The organism is Zhihengliuella halotolerans (assembly GCF_004217565.1).
GTDB lineage: Bacteria > Actinomycetota > Actinomycetes > Actinomycetales > Micrococcaceae > Zhihengliuella > Zhihengliuella halotolerans.
This window is the reverse complement of sequence record NZ_SHLA01000001.1, coordinates 2411014-2427098: the sequence shown is the minus strand read 5'-3', so window position 1 is coordinate 2427098 and position 16085 is coordinate 2411014. Positions and strand designations below refer to the sequence as shown.

The 16085-nt window shown below is 69.1% G+C and carries 12 protein-coding genes; 4 read left to right on the top strand and 8 right to left on the bottom strand.

All coding sequences use genetic code 11. The features are described 5' to 3' along the window. Positions 1-31 precede the first annotated feature (31 nt). The 3 genes from EV380_RS10960 to EV380_RS10950 are packed head-to-tail and all read left to right on the top strand — an operon-like array spanning position 32 to position 3807. Positions 32-1039 (top strand): DctP family TRAP transporter solute-binding subunit, encoded by a 1008-nt coding sequence (locus tag EV380_RS10960; protein ID WP_130451165.1) that lies wholly within the window; start codon positions 32-34, stop codon positions 1037-1039. Continuing rightward, complete coding sequence (locus EV380_RS10955; RefSeq protein ID WP_130452200.1) at positions 1039-1929, top strand: shikimate dehydrogenase; 891 nt, start codon at positions 1039-1041, stop codon at positions 1927-1929. Before EV380_RS10960 ends, EV380_RS10955 begins: the two co-directional genes overlap by 1 nt. A gap of 60 nt (positions 1930-1989) precedes the next feature. Further along, a complete protein-coding gene (locus EV380_RS10950; protein WP_130451164.1) occupies positions 1990-3807 on the top strand; it encodes a sugar phosphate isomerase/epimerase and 4-hydroxyphenylpyruvate domain-containing protein in 1818 nt (605 codons plus the stop codon). A 21-nt stretch (positions 3808-3828) separates the two neighbouring features. Here EV380_RS10950 and EV380_RS10945 read toward each other — a convergent pair whose 3' ends face one another. The 8 genes from EV380_RS10945 to EV380_RS10910 all read right to left on the bottom strand — a co-directional run bounded on the left by EV380_RS10945 (position 3829) and on the right by EV380_RS10910 (position 12377). Then, a complete protein-coding gene (locus EV380_RS10945; RefSeq protein WP_130451163.1) occupies positions 3829-4704 on the bottom strand; it encodes a Cof-type HAD-IIB family hydrolase in 876 nt (291 codons plus the stop codon). Positions 4705-4749: 45 nt separating this feature from the next. After that, positions 4750-5784, bottom strand: a complete 1035-nt coding sequence (locus EV380_RS10940) for an ADP-ribosylglycohydrolase family protein (protein WP_130451162.1) — start codon at positions 5782-5784, stop codon at positions 4750-4752. Between the two features lie 199 nt (positions 5785-5983). After that, positions 5984-7063 (bottom strand): fatty acid desaturase family protein, encoded by a 1080-nt coding sequence (locus EV380_RS10935; protein ID WP_130451161.1) that lies wholly within the window; start codon positions 7061-7063, stop codon positions 5984-5986. A gap of 271 nt (positions 7064-7334) precedes the next feature. After that, on the bottom strand, positions 7335-8897 hold the full coding sequence (locus tag EV380_RS10930; RefSeq protein ID WP_242607588.1) for a DUF1731 domain-containing protein: 1563 nt from the start codon (positions 8895-8897) through the stop codon (positions 7335-7337). 113 nt (positions 8898-9010) lie between these two features. Beyond that, positions 9011-9271 carry a GlsB/YeaQ/YmgE family stress response membrane protein gene (locus EV380_RS10925; protein WP_130451160.1) on the bottom strand — a complete coding sequence of 87 codons (261 nt, stop codon included), beginning with the start codon at positions 9269-9271 and terminating at the stop codon, positions 9011-9013. Positions 9272-9396: 125 nt separating this feature from the next. Beyond that, positions 9397-9660, bottom strand: a complete 264-nt coding sequence (locus EV380_RS10920; protein WP_130451159.1) for a hypothetical protein — start codon at positions 9658-9660, stop codon at positions 9397-9399. Positions 9661-9865: 205 nt separating this feature from the next. Continuing rightward, positions 9866-11359 (bottom strand): sodium/proline symporter PutP, encoded by a 1494-nt coding sequence (gene putP / locus EV380_RS10915; protein WP_130451158.1) that lies wholly within the window; start codon positions 11357-11359, stop codon positions 9866-9868. A gap of 82 nt (positions 11360-11441) precedes the next feature. Beyond that, on the bottom strand, positions 11442-12377 hold the full coding sequence (locus tag EV380_RS10910; protein WP_102159352.1) for a LysR substrate-binding domain-containing protein: 936 nt from the start codon (positions 12375-12377) through the stop codon (positions 11442-11444). Positions 12378-12471: 94 nt separating this feature from the next. Between EV380_RS10910 and EV380_RS10905 the strand changes: the two genes are divergently transcribed. Continuing rightward, positions 12472-16050, top strand: a complete 3579-nt coding sequence (locus EV380_RS10905; protein ID WP_130451157.1) for a proline dehydrogenase family protein — start codon at positions 12472-12474, stop codon at positions 16048-16050. The last annotated feature ends 35 nt before the right edge of the window (positions 16051-16085 follow it).

Sequence of the window (16085 nt, the reverse complement as noted above, 5' to 3'; positions counted from 1 at the left end):
GATTTCGCAGGCACCGACACGGAGGTACATCATGAAGAACAAGTTCAAGGCGCTCGGCGCCGCAGCCGCCATCCTGCCCGTCGGGCTCATGACGGCCTGCTCTGGCTCCGAGGGCGGAACCGGCGACGGGGCGGTCGAGCTCACCCTCGCCCACTCCTACACCCAGGACCAGCCAGCGCATCTGTGCGGCGCCCAGGTGATCAAGGACGAGGTCGAGGCCGCCGACGCTGGCCTGACGGTCGAGATCTACGATTCGAGCCAGCTCGGCGGCGACGCGGACCGCATCGCGTCCGTCAGCTCCGGCGACATCGACATCGACCTGCAGGGCGCGTCGGCCCTGTCCGCCGTCTATAACCCTGTCGGCATCGTCGACGGAGCGTACGTGTTCGACGACGAGGCCCACGTCTCCGAGTTCTTCCGCAGCGAGGACGCCGCCGAGCTGAAGGAGAACTTCAAGGAGGCCTCCGGGGTGAGCGTGCTCGGCGCCTGGTCGATCGGACCACGCACCTTCACCGCCAACGACCCGATCCGGACCCCCGAGGACCTCGACGGGCTGCGCATGCGTTTCCCGGGTTCGCCCCAGTTCCTGCAGAACGCCAAGGCGCTCGGCGCCTCCTCGACCGAGGTCGCCTACGAAGAGGTCTACTTGGCCCTGCAGCAGGGCATCGTCGACGGCCAGGAGAACCCGCTGACGAACATCGACGCGCTGAACCTGGCCGAGGTGCAGGACTACCTCTCCCTGTCCCGCCACTCCCAGAACAGCAACCTCATCGTCGCGGGGCCGGTCTTCGACGACCTGAGCGCCGAACAGCAGACCGTGCTGCAGGACGCCGTCGCCGCGGCCGAGGACGAGATGCTCACGTGCGTCGCCGATGCGGAGGCGGAGCTGCTGGCCGCCTTCGAATCGGATGCGGCCATCGAGGTCGTCGACGACGTCGACATCGACGCGTTCCGCGCGCGGACCGAGGAGTACTTCCGCGAGAACCTGGACGAGGAGTCGCTCGCGGTCTACGAGTCGATCCGCGGCTCCGCCGAGTGATGGCGAACCCCGTCTCCGAGAACGCGACGCGATCCGCCGGGGAGACGCCGCGCTACCGCGTGGCGCTCATCGGCGACGGCATCGGCCCGTCGTTGACGCCCCCCATGCACGAGCGCGAGGGCGGCGCGCTCGGTCTCGACTACACCTACGAGCGCGTCGACCTCGCGGGGGAGGACGACGCCGACCTGGCCGCGGTGCTCGCCGACCTCGAGGCGCGGGGCTTCGCCGCGGCCAACGTGACCCACCCCTACAAGCAGCGGGTGCTCGCGCACGTCGACGAGACCAGCGCGGAGGTCAGCCGGATCGGGTCGGCGAACCTGATTCTCTTCGGCGGGGGCCGCGTCGCGCACAACACCGACTGCACGGGGTTCCGGGCCGGCCTCGAGGAGTTCCTTGGCTCCCGTCCCCGCGGCCGCGTGCTGCAGGTCGGCGCCGGCGGGGCGGGGCTGGCCACCGCCTACTCGCTCGTCTCCATGGGCTTCGAGGAAGTCGTCATCCACGACCTCGATCAGTTCGCCGCGGAGGCCCTGGTGGAGAGGTTCTCCGGCGCCGCGACTGGCGTGCGGCTGCGTTCCTCCGACGGCGACCTCGGGCACTGGTTGGCCGAGGCCGACGGCGTCGTGCACGTGACGCCGGTCGGCATGGCGGAGCACCCGGGGGCGGCCTTCGCGCCTGAGGCCCTCGCCGCGGGCGCGTGGGTTGCCGAGGTCGTCTACCGCCCGCTCGAGACCGAGCTGCTGCGCCGGGCCAAGGCCGCCGGGCATCCCGTGCTCGACGGCGGCCGCATGGCCGTCGGCCAGGCCGCGGACAGCATCGCCCTGATCACCGGTCTGACGCCGGACCGCGAGCGGATGCTCGCCCACTTCCACGAACTCATCGGCGCGGCCTGAACGCCACCCGATCCGCCGGCGTCGTACCCCTGACGCCACGACCACCCCAGGAGAGACACCATGCGAACCTCCATCGCCACGGTCTGCCTCAGCGGCAGCCTCGAAGAGAAGATGAGCGCGTGTGCGCGGGCCGGATTCGACGGGATCGAGGTGTTCGAACCCGATCTCGTTGCCTCCGACCTCACTCCCGAGGAGATCCGGGCCCGGGCCGAACGGCTGGGCCTGTCGCTGGACCTCTACCAGCCGTTCCGCGACTTCGAGGGCGTCACCGAGGAGCTGCTCGAGGCCAACCTGCGGCGCGCCGAGGCGCGGTTCCGGGTCATGAACCGGCTGGGCATCGACACCATCCTGGTGTGCTCCAACGTGGCCACCGCGACGATCGACTCGGACGAGGTCTCCGCCGCGCAGCTGCGCCGACTCGGCGACCTGGCGGCCGACTACGGGGTGCGGGTCGCGTTCGAGGCCCTCGCGTGGGGCCGCTACGTGAACGACTACCGGCGCGCATGGCGGATCGTCCAGCTCGCCGACCACCCCCACATCGGCACGTGCCTGGACAGTTTCCACATCCTCTCCCGCGGTCACGATCCCGCCGGAATCGAGGAGATCGACGGGGAGAAGATCTTCTTCCTCCAGCTCGCCGACGCCCCTGAACTCTCGATGGACGTGCTCTCCTGGTCCCGCCACCACCGGCTCTTCCCGGGCGAGGGCGAGTTCGATCTCGCGGCCTTCCTGGCGCACGTGCTGCGCACCGGCTACGACGGCGCCGTCTCGCTCGAGGTCTTCAACGACACCTTCCGGCAGACCGCGTCGGGGACGACGGCGGTGCAGGCGCACCGCTCGCTGTACACGCTCGCCGACGAGACAGCACGCCGCTTCCTCGACGCGGCGCCGTCGTCGTCGGTGGCCCCGGTGCAGGCGCCCGCCGGGATCGACTTCGTCGAAGTCCAGGCCGAGGACACGCGCGACGTGGAGGAGGCCCTCGAGCAGCTGGGATTCGTGTTCCGCGGGCAGCACCGGACCAAGCCGGTGCGGCTCTGGAGCGCGGGCGGGGCTCGGATCGTGCTCAACGAGCAGTACGCGCGCGGCGACGAACCGCACCTCTCCGGGCTCGGGCTGCTGTACGCGGACGTGGAGCGGGCGGAGCGCCGGATCTCCGATCTGGACGTTCCGCGGATGCCGCGACCCATGCAGGCCGGAGAGCAGCGGCTGCCAGCGTTCGCGACGCCGCACGGCCCGCAGCTCTTCCTCGCCTCGGCCCCGGCGAACGGCGCCGAGCCCGGGTGGGTGGGGGAGTTCGAGCACGGGTACGCGCCGGATGCACCGTCCCATCTGGGGGCCTTCGACCACGTGAATCTGGTGAGCTCGTGGGAGACGCACGACGAGACCGTGCACTTCTACGGCAGCGTCCTCGGCTTCGAGAAGGGGTCCGTCAACCAGGTTGCGAGCCCGCACGGGCTGGTCCGGAGCCGCGTGCTGCGCACCCACGACGGGACGGTCCGCCTGCCGTTCAACGTGCTGCCCGCCGTGCACGAGGAGAAGACCGAGCACGTCGCGCTCGTCTCGGACAACGTGATGGCGGTGGCCCACCAGGCACGCAACCGCGGCATGCGCTTCCTGCCGGTTCCCGCCAACTACTACGACGACGTCCGGGCGCGCTTCGACCTGGACGACCGCTACGTGGACCTGCTGCGCAGCCACCAGGTCCTCTACGACCGCGACGAGTTCGGCGAGTTCCTGCACTTCTACACGCGGCGGATCGGCGGAGTGTTCTTCGAGGTCGTCCAGCGGATCGGCGGTTACGACGGCTACGGAGCCGACAACGCGCCGGTCCGCCTCGCCGCCCAGTCGCGGCTGGACGGAGCGCGGCGGCAGGGCTGACCCTCAGGCTCGGCCGCCAGCTCAGGCTTCTTCGGCGATGCGGCCGGCCCAGTTCGTGAGGAACTCGGCCCCGGCCTCGTCGTGGATCGCGCCGGTCGCCGAGGTCAGCACGGGGTACGGCGTCTGGGGCACGCCGTCGGCCGGGCGCACGTCGACGTGGGAGACCTCGTGCCCGTGCTTGTGCAGCCACTCGGCCATCGCGTAGTCGGTGCGGGAATCGCCCATCGTGAACCAGGAACCGGCCGAGATCCCGCGCTCGGTGAGCAGCTTGAGCGTCCGCGCCGCACCGAGATCCTTGCCGAGCAACTCGTGCTCGATGTCGGTCGAGATGATCGTCGGATCGATGCGGACGTCCTTGAGCCCGTGCTTCTCCAGCAGCGCCGGAATCGCCTCGTCGAAGTGCTTCTGCGCGGCCAGGTACGCATGCGGGTCGGCGCCGACGGTCATCTCCACGGAGACCATGGCCCGCTTCGTCTCGTCGTGGAACATCAGCGCCGCGTACCGCTCGGCGACCAAGGCACGGACGTCGTCGTACAGGGCCGCCGGCAGGCGCAGCTCGGGATCGATGCTGATCTCCCCGAGTCCCGCGGGTGAGACGGACGCCCACACCGCTCCCTTCTCGCTGATCGTGAAGACGGGTGCGCCCTCGCGCAGGCCCGCGGCGCGCAGCGCGGGAACCACCTCGGCGGCGATGAACGCATCCGAGCGGCCGGTGTTGAAGACGACCGGGATCCCGGCGTTCGCCATCGCGGCGAGGTCGCGGCCGATCGACTCGATTGCGACGGTGCGGGTCACCGGGGACGCGATCGGCCCGTCCACGTCGAGCAGGAGCCCGAACGGCGGGGCCGGGTCGAAGGTCGCGGTGTCGGCGGGCGCGGGCGCTGGTTGGGAAGTCACCGGTCCATTATGTCGCCGCGGGCGCAGTACGACGACGCCGCGCGCCTAGATTGCGCGACGTGAACGGCGCGCCTGCGGCTCCCGCGCTCCGCCAGAGGCCAGGTCGCCGGCCAGTGCGACGAGGTCCGCGGCGGTCGCGTCGGGCCAGCCGTGCAGGTCGCGGGTCCACTCCGGGGGCAGGGCGCTCGCTCCGTGCGCGGCACCCAGCAGGGAGCCGGCGATGGCCCCGACCGCGTCGGTGTCGTTCCCTGCGCGGACGGCCGCCTCAAGCCCGGCACGGACCCTCTCTGCTGCGGCACCGATGGCGAAGTCTCCCGTGGCGGATCGGTGGATCGCCGACCAGGCGGCCTGGAACGCGTGCACGACCCAGCCGCTCTCCGGGAAATCCTCCGGGCGCGCTCGCTCTGCTTCCTCGATGAGCCCGAGCCAATAGGTAGTGCTGTTCGACGGCAACCACTCGAGGCCGGCGCGAATGTCCGCGGAGCCGGTGTGAATCGCGTGGTGCACGGCTGCGGTCCAGATGCCGCACGCCTCGTTGGCACGCTGGTCGACGTGGGTGAGGGCGCTGATGCGGACGGCCGCGTTTGCCGCGCGGGAGGGTGGTTGCGCCAGATGCGCGAGGGCGACCGGCGCGGTGCGCACGAGGGAGCCATTGCCGCCGGTGAGGTCCGTCATCTGCGCGTACTGCTGACTCGCGACCAGGGCGTCAGCCGTGGTGGGGGTCTTGCGCCCGTCGTTGGCGGCGATCCGTGCCGCAGAGGCGAGGACCTTGCGTGTTTGCGCGCCGAGCGAGCGGGCGTGCTGGGCGCGTTCCCACCATCCGGCCACCATGAGATCCTGTGCGCGGCGGCTCGATTCTCCGCGGGCGTCCACGAAGGCCAGCGCCGTGACAATCGCCAACGCGGCGTCGTCGGTCCACTCTCCGGGGGCGAAGCCTGCCGGCCCGCCGCCGATCATCTCAACGGCGGACTCTGCGGGGTGGGGCGGCGCAGCCGCGTAGCCGGCACCGAGCGCGTCGCCCGTCGCGAGCCCGAGCACTGTTCCCGCCGCGCGATCAAGCAGTTCGTTTTCGAAATCCATCGTCGTCCCCGACCCCAATCCTTTGGCCCCCACCGTAGATTCGCTCACTAGAGTATCCGGCGGTAGGTGGTTTCGGAGCGGCGAAGTTCAAAGGCTCAAGTAACGATCAAGAGAACATGTTCTCTCAGGGTGCTGGCAACGAAGAGCGGCCCACGGCAAGGCTGCCGTGGACCGCTCGTCGGTGGAAAGTAGTGGCGCTTTAGCGCATGGACTGCATGGGGCACTCGAACGGGTCGCGGGCCGAGAGGCCGACCCGGTTCAGGTACTGGACCACCTGACGGTAGGACTCGGTGAGGGAGACCTCCGTGTAGGAGATGCCGCGCTCGGCGCAGAAGTCGGCCACGATGCGCTGGGCGGCGGCGAGGTGTGGCCGCGGCATCGAGGGGAAGAGGTGGTGCTCGATCTGGAAGTTCAGTCCGCCCATGAGGGCCGTGTTGAACCGGGTGCCCCTGATGTTGCGCGACGTCAGGACCTGGCGCTTGAGGAAGTTCAGGGTCCCGCGCTCCTGCAGCAGCGGCATGCCCTTGTGGTTCGGCGCGAACGAGGCGCCCATGTAGAAACCGAAGACGGCCAGCTGCACGCCCCAGGCGGCCGCGGCGATGCCGGGCGGCAGCAGGAGGAAGAGGACCACCGGGATGCCGACGAGGCGGATGGCGAGCGTCGCGATCTCGATCGGACGGCGCTTCACGGCTCCGCGGCCGAGCACGGTCTGCAGGGCGTCGCGGTGCAGGTTCAAGCCTTCGAGGAGAAGCAGCGGGAAGAACAGGTAGCCCTGGCGCTCGGCGATCCACTTGAACAGTCCGCGGCGCGTGGCCATCTGCTGCGGAGTGAACGCGACCACGGGATCCTCGATGTCGGGGTCCGAGCCGATCGTGTTCGGGTTGGCGTGGTGCCGGTTGTGCTTGTTGTTCCACCAGGCGAAGGACAGGCCCGCACCCAGATTGGCGAGGATCAGCCCCACCCATTCGTTCGTCTTGTGGCTGTGGAAGACCTGGCGGTGCGCGGCCTCGTGGCCTACGAACGCCAGCTGCGTCAGGAGGATGCCGACGATGCCGGCCACCAGCAACTGGTACCAGGAGTGGCCGATGAGCACCGAGGCCACGCCGCAGGCGGCCAGCGCCGTCACGAGACCGGCGAGCAGCCACAAGTAGAAGCCGCGCCGCTTGCTGAGCAGGCCGGCCGCGCGGACCTGGCCCATGAGCTGCGAGTAGTCACTCGTGGCGCGGGTGCGTGCGGAGGGAACTGGGGTATCGCCGGAGGCGAGCGTGGAAGTCGTCATGCGGGTTGCGTCCTGAGGTGAAGAAAACCGAAGGCGTATCCGACGCAGACGATCTTGTATGAAACAGCCCGCCGCGGGGGTAGACGAGAATTCGCGACTGAAAGGCTTCAGTACACCAAGACTACGGGAGGGCTGGGCCTTCGCCTACGAGGAGAGACCTTTCTGCCCACTTTCATGGCCCGTGCACACTCAATACAAGCCGACAGCATTGTGCAGGCCCGAAATGTGGGGTGAAGTTGGGCAGGATTTCACGTAGCGCCATGCAGCGAAGTCAGCCGACGATTTCGCCGATGGCCGCCGGGAGGTCCGGGTACCGGAACTCGAAGCCGGCGTCGGCGAGTACCCTCGACGTCACGTGCCTTCCGGTCAGCCCGAGCGCTGGGTCCGTGCGCAGGGCCACGGCGCCCACATGGAGCAATGGGGCGGGCGTGTTGAGGGAACGGCGTTTGAGCGGCTGGGGAGCGAGCGCGCCGCGCAGGATGCGCATCAGCTCACGGTTCCGGACGGGCTCGGGCGCCGCAGCGTTCACGACCCCGGCCGGGACGTCGAGCCCCGGCGTCAGCCCCAGCAGGCCGCGCACGATCGACAGCCAGTCGGCCAGGTGGATCCACGAGAACCACTGCCGGCCGTCGCCGACGGTACCGCCGAGGCCAGCCCGGGCGAGCATCGCGAGCCGGTCGAACGCAGGGCACTCCTGTTCCAGCACGATCGACGTCCGCAACAGGTGCAGCCGCTCGCTGCGGGCCTCGGCCGCAGCGGCCTCCCATGGTTCGGCGACGCCGGTCATCTGCGGCAGGGCGGTCGTGCCCGTCGGAATCGCCGAGCCCTCGGTCAGCAGCTCCTCGCCGGCGTCTCCGTAGATGGCGGTCGTGCTCGCCTGCACCCAAGCGGACACGGGATTCTCGAGTTCCCGACTCGCTTCGACGAGGGCTGCCGTCGAGTCGACCCGGGAGGACCGCAGGGCCGCGATGTTCTCCGCGGTGGGACGCACATCCACGAGCTTTCCCGCCAGATTCACGACGGCAACGCGCTGCCCTGGCGCAGCGGCCAGCTCGCCGGCCCATTCGGCCACGGTGCGCCCGTCCCACACCGCCTGTCGGAAGGGCAGGGTCGGCTCCGGGTTGCGGGTGAGCAGCACGACGTCGTGTCCCCGGCACATCAGGTCGGCCGCGAGTTGGCGGCCGAGGAAGCCGGTGCCGCCGGCGATGACGATCTTGACCTGTCCCGCTGGGGATCCTGAGGCGGCAGGGTCCGGGGCGCCGGCGTCCGCCGACGGGACGGTCGCGAGGTCCGGTGTAGCATCCTGGGCCAGAGCGTAGAGGCGGGCGCAGTTCTCCGGGAAACGGGAGGCGAGGGGTCGGGCCGCGGTCTCGGCGAAGACTCCTGCGAGCAGCCCGTCGACCGAGACTCGTTGGCGCACAAGCGTGCCGGCGACCTCGACTGGTTCGCCGGCCGCGCCCGTGGTCCGCTCCGTGGAGGGGATGAGCTCCCAGCGCACGAGGAGGCCGCCGCCCGGCTGGGTCTGGCGCCAGGCCAGCGATGCGGCGGGAGCCCCGGGGGCGAGGGGTGCGGCCGCGTCGTCGTGCTCCGCGGGTGGGGAGAATTCGGTGACGACGGCGGGTGGGGCCAGGCGAGCGTGGATCGCACCGACGAGCGGAGGCAGCGGCACGAGGTCGAGCCGGGAACCGCGGGCGATGCTCTCGTCCTCGCTTGCCGGGCGCATCGCCGCGACGGCGGCGTTCCACTCGGGCAGCCGGGTGAGGTCGCTGAGGACCGGCCACAGCTGTTCAGGTGAGAGGGCCAGGAAGTGTTCTTGGGTTCGCATCCACGCCATGGACTCAGCGTAGCCTGCGCTGCGGTGCGTCGCCGTTTCCCCGGCGCGCCCCGGAACGGCAGTGGGCGGCCGTCCCGAGAGGGACAGCCACCCACTGGCGGTGAAGCGAGCTGTTAGGCGCGCTTCTTGGTCACGAGGCCCCAGATGGCTAGGACGATGAGGGAGCCGATGACAGCCCAGAGCCAAGACGAGAAGCTCCAGAACTTTGACATGTCGACGTCGAAGAGCGCGCCGCCGATCCAACCGCCCAACAAGGCGCCCACGACGCCGAGCAGCATGGTGACGATCCAGCCGCCGCCCTGCCGGCCTGGAAGGATCGCCTTCGCGATGGCGCCGGCAATCAAACCCAGAATCAGAAGTGGAATGAAACCCATGACGTTCCTTTCTCGCGTTCGACCTCCGACACGCTGCCTGAGGTGCTACTTGCGAGAGTACAGAATTGAGGCTGATCTGGGGAGATCTGCTGGCCAGTACTTGAGGATCCGTGGCGGATCGGACCTCAGGCGGCGGCGAGCAAGCCCGCGCGGATCGGCTCGGCGGGCGTGTGCAGGGGGCTGCGGCGCAGAACAAAAACGTTGAAGAGATCTCCGTGCAGCATCGCGCGGCAGCCTGTGAGGTGATCGCGAACCCAGGCGACACCCAAGCGCTGGGCGACGGCGTCGACGTGGCCCCGGTAGAGGACGTCGTCGAAGCGGCGCACCTCCACCATGTCTCCGAGGACGAGGGAGGCGACGTCGCTGATGCGGTTGGCCGATTCGTTCATGATGGTGCTCCTGTCATCGTGGGGACCCGTCCCGCGGAACGATTCCGCGAGGGGGTGATTCCAGATAAGCGCCCGGGTGTTTCGGATCGGTTTCGCCGCGGTTAGCAACTCATGAGACGCCGAAGGGGCGCCCGTGATACTTCTCACGGGCGCCCCTTTTGGCTGTGAGGTCACGCCGCCAGGGAGAAGACCTCGGTGCGGAGGATCAGTTCTTGATCTGCTCCATCTCGTTGGTCATGGTCTCGAACTCCTGGAAGATCTCCTTGTCCTTCTGCGGAGTGATCGAGGAGACGATGAACGCGGTGAGGGTGGCCAGGGCGAAGCCCGGGACGATCTCGTAGAGATCAAAGATGCCGCCCTCGAGGTAGCTGCCCCAGACGAAGGAGACAACAGCGCCGACGATCATGCCGGACAGGGCGCCCGCGCTCGTGAGCTTGTTCCAGAACAGCGCCAGGATGATGATCGGTCCGAAGGCTGAGCCGAAGCCGGCCCACGCGAAGCCGACCAGTTCGAGGATGTTGCTGTCGGTGTCGAGGGCGATCAGGCCGGCGATGACGGCGATGATCAGCACGCCGAGGCGGCCGTAGATGACCTGCTGCTTCGGCGTCAGAACCTTGCCCGTCATGAGGAACAGGTCCTCGACGAGGGCGGAGGAGGAGACGACGAGCTGCGAGGAGATCGTGGACATGATGGCCGCGAGCACGGCCGCCAGAACGAAGCCGGCGACGAGCGGGTGGAAGACCACCTGGGACAGGCTCAGGAAGACCGTCTCCGGGTTGTCCAGCGGGATGCCCTCGCGGGTGAAGTAGGCCAGGCCGATGAAGGCGACGGCCACCGCGCCGAGGGCGGTCAGGATCATCCAGCTGATGCCGATGCGGCGGCCGACCTTGGCGTCCTTGGCCGAGCGCAGGGCCATGAAGCGGACGATGATGTGCGGCTGGCCGAAGTAGCCAAGGCCCCAGGCGACAGCCGAGACGACGCCGATGACCGAAGCCCCGCCAAAGAGCGACATGTGGTTGATGCCGGCCTCGGCGTCCGCGGCCGCGATGCCCTCGGAGACACCGGCCGGGCCCATCATGACGAACGCGATGATCGGCACGAGGATCAGGGAGATGAGCATCAGGATGCCCTGGGCGACATCGGTGAGCGTCGCACCGAGGAAGCCGCCGAAGAGGGTGTAGCTCAGGGTCGCGAGGGCGACGATGAGCATGCCCCAGATGTACGGCAGGCCGAAGGACGCCTCGAAGAAGGTGCCGCCCGCGACCATGCCGGAGGAGACGTAGAACGTGAAGAAGACCAGGACGATCGCGCCGGCGATGATGCGCAGCAGGCGGGACTTGTCGCGGAAGCGGTTCTCCAGGAAGGAGGGGACCGTGATCGAGTTGTTGGAGATCTCCGTGTAGGAACGGAGTCGGGGTGCGACGAACTTCCAGTTCAACCACGCGCCGACGGTCAGGCCGATCGCGATCCACGCTTCGACGAGGCCGCTCGCGTAGATCGCACCCGGAAGGCCCATGAGCAGCCATCCGGACATGTCGGATGCGCCGGCGGACAGGGCCGCGGTGCCCGGGCGGAGTCGACGGCCGCCCAGCATGTAGTCGTCGAGGTTGGCTGTCTGCCGGTAGGCGTACACGCCGATCGCGATCATCGCCGCGAAGTACACGACGATCGCAATGGTCTGGAACGTTGTATCAGTCATTGTGTCCTCAGTAGGCGGAGAGTGAACAGCTTCTGAGTATGACACCCCGGCAAGTTGCCTGAATCACATCGTGATCGAACCGTTACATATTTGAGATGATGTCGGCGTCGCTCGAGAGCAGTGAAGCCTCCTCCTCGAGCGCGGCCCGCACGGCGGCAACCGCAGGGTGCGAGGCGGTCGAATCCCGGATCGAAGTGAAGACTTCGCGGCGCGGGAGTTCCTGCAGGTCCAGGAGTCGGGCGGTGGTGTCCCGCTGGGTCCAGATGAGGTCCGGCAGCAGCGCGACGGCGTTGCCCGACTCGACGAGCCGGACCTGCGCCTGGAGGTCGGCGGACTCGTAGCGGATCTCGGGCTCGAATCCTGCGATCCGACAGGCCTGCGTGGCCCAGTGCCGCACGGCCGATCCGCGGGGCTCCATGACCCACGGCAGGTGCGCGGCATCCTCGAGTCGGTCCACCCGGAAGAACTCCTCGGGGGAGTCGGGATTGCCCGGCACCGCGAGTCGGATCACGTCGCGCAGCAGCGGGCGGCGATCGAGGCCGGGATGATGTCTGGCCGCGTGTCCCGGGTACTGTTCGGCGACCACGAGGTCGAACTGCCGTGCCCAGGTATCGCGCAGGGCGGTCTCCGGCTCGTGCTGGAACATCATGACGCGTACGTCCGGATAGTTCAGCCGCAGTCGACGCAGCGCACCGGGCATGAGGGCGAGCGTGGCCGTTTGGAAGACTGCGACCCGCACCGTGCCGGTCACCTCCGTCTGGCTCGCGGCGAGGGCCGCCTCCGTGAGTTCCAGGGAGGCCAGGAGCTCCTCCGTGTGGGCCACGAGAACCTGCGCCTGGGGGGTGAGCTGGAGCTGCCTCCCGACGCGGCGCAGCAACTGCACGCCGGCCTCCTTTTCGAGGGCTGACAACTGCTGGGAGACGGACGAGGGTGAGTAGTTGAGCTCCTCCGCAACCTCGATGAGGGTGCCCCGGATGCTCAACTCCCGGAGCAGCCTGAGACGGCGAATGTCGAGCACCTGAAACCTCCAAGAAATCGTTCGGTTTTGCTTAACGGAATCGTTCTGTTTTCTTCGTTTTTGCTGTATGAAATCTTGCCTCATACTCGACTCCATGACCACTAACTCCCTCCCTGAGGCGGACGCACAGCAGGTGCGTCCGCAGGACCTCGCAAACGAGGCCATTGCATTGGTTCGTCGCTGGCTCACCGAAGCCTCGACTTTTCCCGTCGACCCCGCCGCTCAGCGGCTCGCCGGTGTGCTCAAGGATCCGAACGGGCTCGGCTTCTCCGTCGGCTTCGTCGACGGAGTCGTGCGCCCGGAGGGCAACCGGGCGGCCGCCCGCAAGCTCGCGGAGCTCACCGAGATCACGCCGGATTTCCTGCCCTGGTACCAGAAGTCGGCCCTGAAGGTCGCGGCACAGGTCGCCCCGGTCGTTCCGGACATCGTTGTCCCGATCGCCCGCCGCGTGCTGCGCCAGATGGTCTCGCACCTGATCGTGGACGCCACCGACCGCAAGCTCGGCCCGGCCATCAACAAGATCCGCCGCGAGGGCACGCGCCTGAACGTCAACCTCCTCGGCGAAGCCATTCTGGGTGAGCGCGAGGCCGAGCGCCGCGTCAACGGCACCGCCAGGCTTCTGGCGCGCGACGACGTCGACTACGTCTCCATCAAGGTCTCCTCGACCGTCGCGCCGCACAACCACTGGGCGTTCGATTCCGCCGTGCTGGACATCGTCGAGAAGCTCGCCCCGCTCTACCGCCAGGCCGCGAGCTACAGCCCCGCCAAGTTCATCAACCTGGACATGGAGGAGTACAAGGACCTCGAGCTGACCATGGCCGTCTTCGGCCGCCTGCTCGAGCGCGAAGAGTTCAAGCGCCTGCCCGCGGGCATCGTGCTGCAGGCCTACCTGCCGGACGCCCTCGGCGCGATGCAGCGCCTGCAGGCCTGGTCCGCGGCCCGCGTGGCCGACGGCGGCGCCCCCATCAAGGTCCGCCTCGTCAAGGGCGCGAACCTGCCGATGGAGATCATGGAAGCCGACGTGCACGACTGGCCCGTGGCCACGTGGGACTCGAAGCAGGAGTCCGACGCCTCCTACAAGGCCGTCCTGGACTACGCGCTGACCCCCGAGCACGTGAAGAACGTGCGCATCGGCGTTGCCGGCCACAACCTCTTCGACCTGGCGCTGGCGCACCTGCTGGCCAAGGCCCGCGGCATCGACGTGCACTCCGACGCCGCCCCGCTCGAGTTCGAGATGCTCCTGGGCATGGCCACGGGCCAGGCCGAGGCCGTCCGCCGCGACGTCGGCAGCCTGCTGCTCTACACCCCGGTGGTCCACCCGGGCGAGTTCGACGTCGCGATCGCCTACCTGATCCGCCGCCTCGAGGAGGGGGCGAGCCAGGAGAACTTCATGTCGGCCGTGTTCGAGCTCGACAAGAACGAGGCCCTGTTCGAGCGCGAGAAGAACCGCTTCCTCGCATCGTTGGCCGACCTCGACGGCGAGCACTTCGCCGAGGGTGCCGTGCCGTCGTCGAAGCGCACGCAGGACCGCTCCCTCGAGAACCACGTGTACGACGACGAGGCGGCCGCCGCCTTCGAGTCCGGCTTCACCAACACCCCGGACACCGACCCGGACCTGCCGGGCAACCGGGTGTGGGGCGCGGACATCCTGGAGCGCGCGCAGGAGTCGAAGCTGGGCTACGACCTCATCGCCGAGCACACGCTGGAGACTGAAGAGCAGGTCGAGGCCGCCGTCGAGACGGCCGTGAACGCTGCCTCGTCGTGGGCCGAGCTCTCCGGTGCCGAGCGCGCCCGGGTCCTGGACCGCGTGGGCGTCAAGCTCGCCAACCACCGCGCCGAGCTGCTCGAGGTCATGGCCTCCGAGTGCGGCAAGACCATCGACCAGGGCGATCCCGAGGTCTCCGAGGCGATCGACTTCGCGCACTACTACGGCAAGCTCGCCCGCGAGCTCGACGAGGTCTCCGGCGCTCAGTACCAGCCGAGCAAGCTGATCGTCGTGACCCCGCCGTGGAACTTCCCGGTGGCGATCCCGTGCGGCGGCGTGCTCTCCGCGCTGGCCTCCGGCTCGTCCGTCATCATCAAGCCGGCCAAGCAGGCCGCGCGCTCCGGCTCCGTCATGGTGCACGCCGTGTGGGAGGCCCTGGACGAGGCCGGCATCAGCCGGGACGTGCTCCAGCTCGTGCAGCTCAGCGAGCGCGACCTCGGCACCCAGCTCGTCAGCCACCCGAAGGTCGACCGCCTGATCCTCACCGGCGGGTACGAGACCGCCGAGTTGTTCCGCAGCTTCCGCAAGGATCTGCCGCTGCTCGCCGAGACCAGCGGCAAGAACGCGATCATCGTCACCGAGTCCGCCGACCTGGACCTCGCCGCCAAGGACGTCGCCTACTCGGCGTTCGCCCACGCCGGCCAGAAGTGCTCGGCCGCCTCGCTCGTGATCCTCGTCGGGTCGGTGGCGACGAGCCAGCGCTTCCGCAACCAGCTCGTCGACGCCGTCGGCTCCATGCAGGTCGGCTACCCGTGGGAGTCCCAGACCCAGATGGGGCCGATCATCAGCCCGGCCGAGGGCAAGCTCAAGCGTGGCCTGACCCAGCTGGCCGAGGGCGAGCGGTGGATCTTCGAGCCGCAGCCGCTCGACGATTCCGGCAAGCTCTGGAGCCCCGGCGTGCGTGTCGGCGTGCGCCCGGGCAGCGAGTACCACCTGACGGAGTACTTCGGCCCGATCCTCGGCGTCATGACCGCCGACACCCTCGAGGAGGCCGTGGAGTACGTCAACGCGACCGACTTCGGCCTGACCTCCGGGCTGCACTCGCTCGAAGTGGAGGAGCTGGAGTACTGGCTCGAGCACGTCGACGCCGGCAACCTCTACATCAACCGTGGCATCACCGGCGCGATCGTCGAGCGCCAGGCGTTCGGCGGCTGGAAGAAGTCGGCCGTAGGCGCGACGACGAAGGCCGGCGGCCCGAACTACCTCGTGGGCCTCGGCGAGTGGACGGACGTTCCGCTCGAGTCCATGGCGGCCCCCGTCGTCGGGGCTCCCGCCGCGCTGCTCGACGCCGCCCGCGACGTCCTGAGCGAGGACTCGGCGACGTGGCTGGCCAACGCCCTGGCCGACGATGCGGACCAGTGGGCCTCCGAGTTCGGGGCCACCCGTGATCCGTCCGGGCTGAAGGCCGAGCGCAACCTGTTCCGCTACCGCCCGGTCCCGGTCACGGTCCGACTCGGCGGCGATCCGAGCGACCGACTGGTCGCCGAGCTGTTCCGCGTGGTCGGCGCTGGTCTCACGGTGTGGCAGGGCAACGGCTTCCCCGCCCCCGACGCCCGCGTGACCGTCTCGGTCGAGGCCGTCTCCGATGAGGTCCTGGCGATCCTGCGCGACTCCGGCGTGCTGGTGGTCGAGGAGAACAACGAGGACTGGGAGCTGCGCCTGGCCCAGCTCGGTGCGGCCGAGGGCCCGCACGCCTCCAGCCGCATCCGCCTCATCGCCGAGGACCTCGCCGGCGCCACCCGCGCCGCCTACGAGGCCGCGGAGGGCGCGCCGATCGTCGCGATCTACTCGCACCCGGTGGTCTCCGCCGGTCGCGTGGAGCTGCTGCCGTTCGTGCACGAGCAGGCGGTGTCGATCACGACGCACCGCTTCGGTACACCGGACCACCTCAGCGACGACATCATCTAGTCGGCTGCTGAACCGCGAAGCGCCCCGGAACCTCG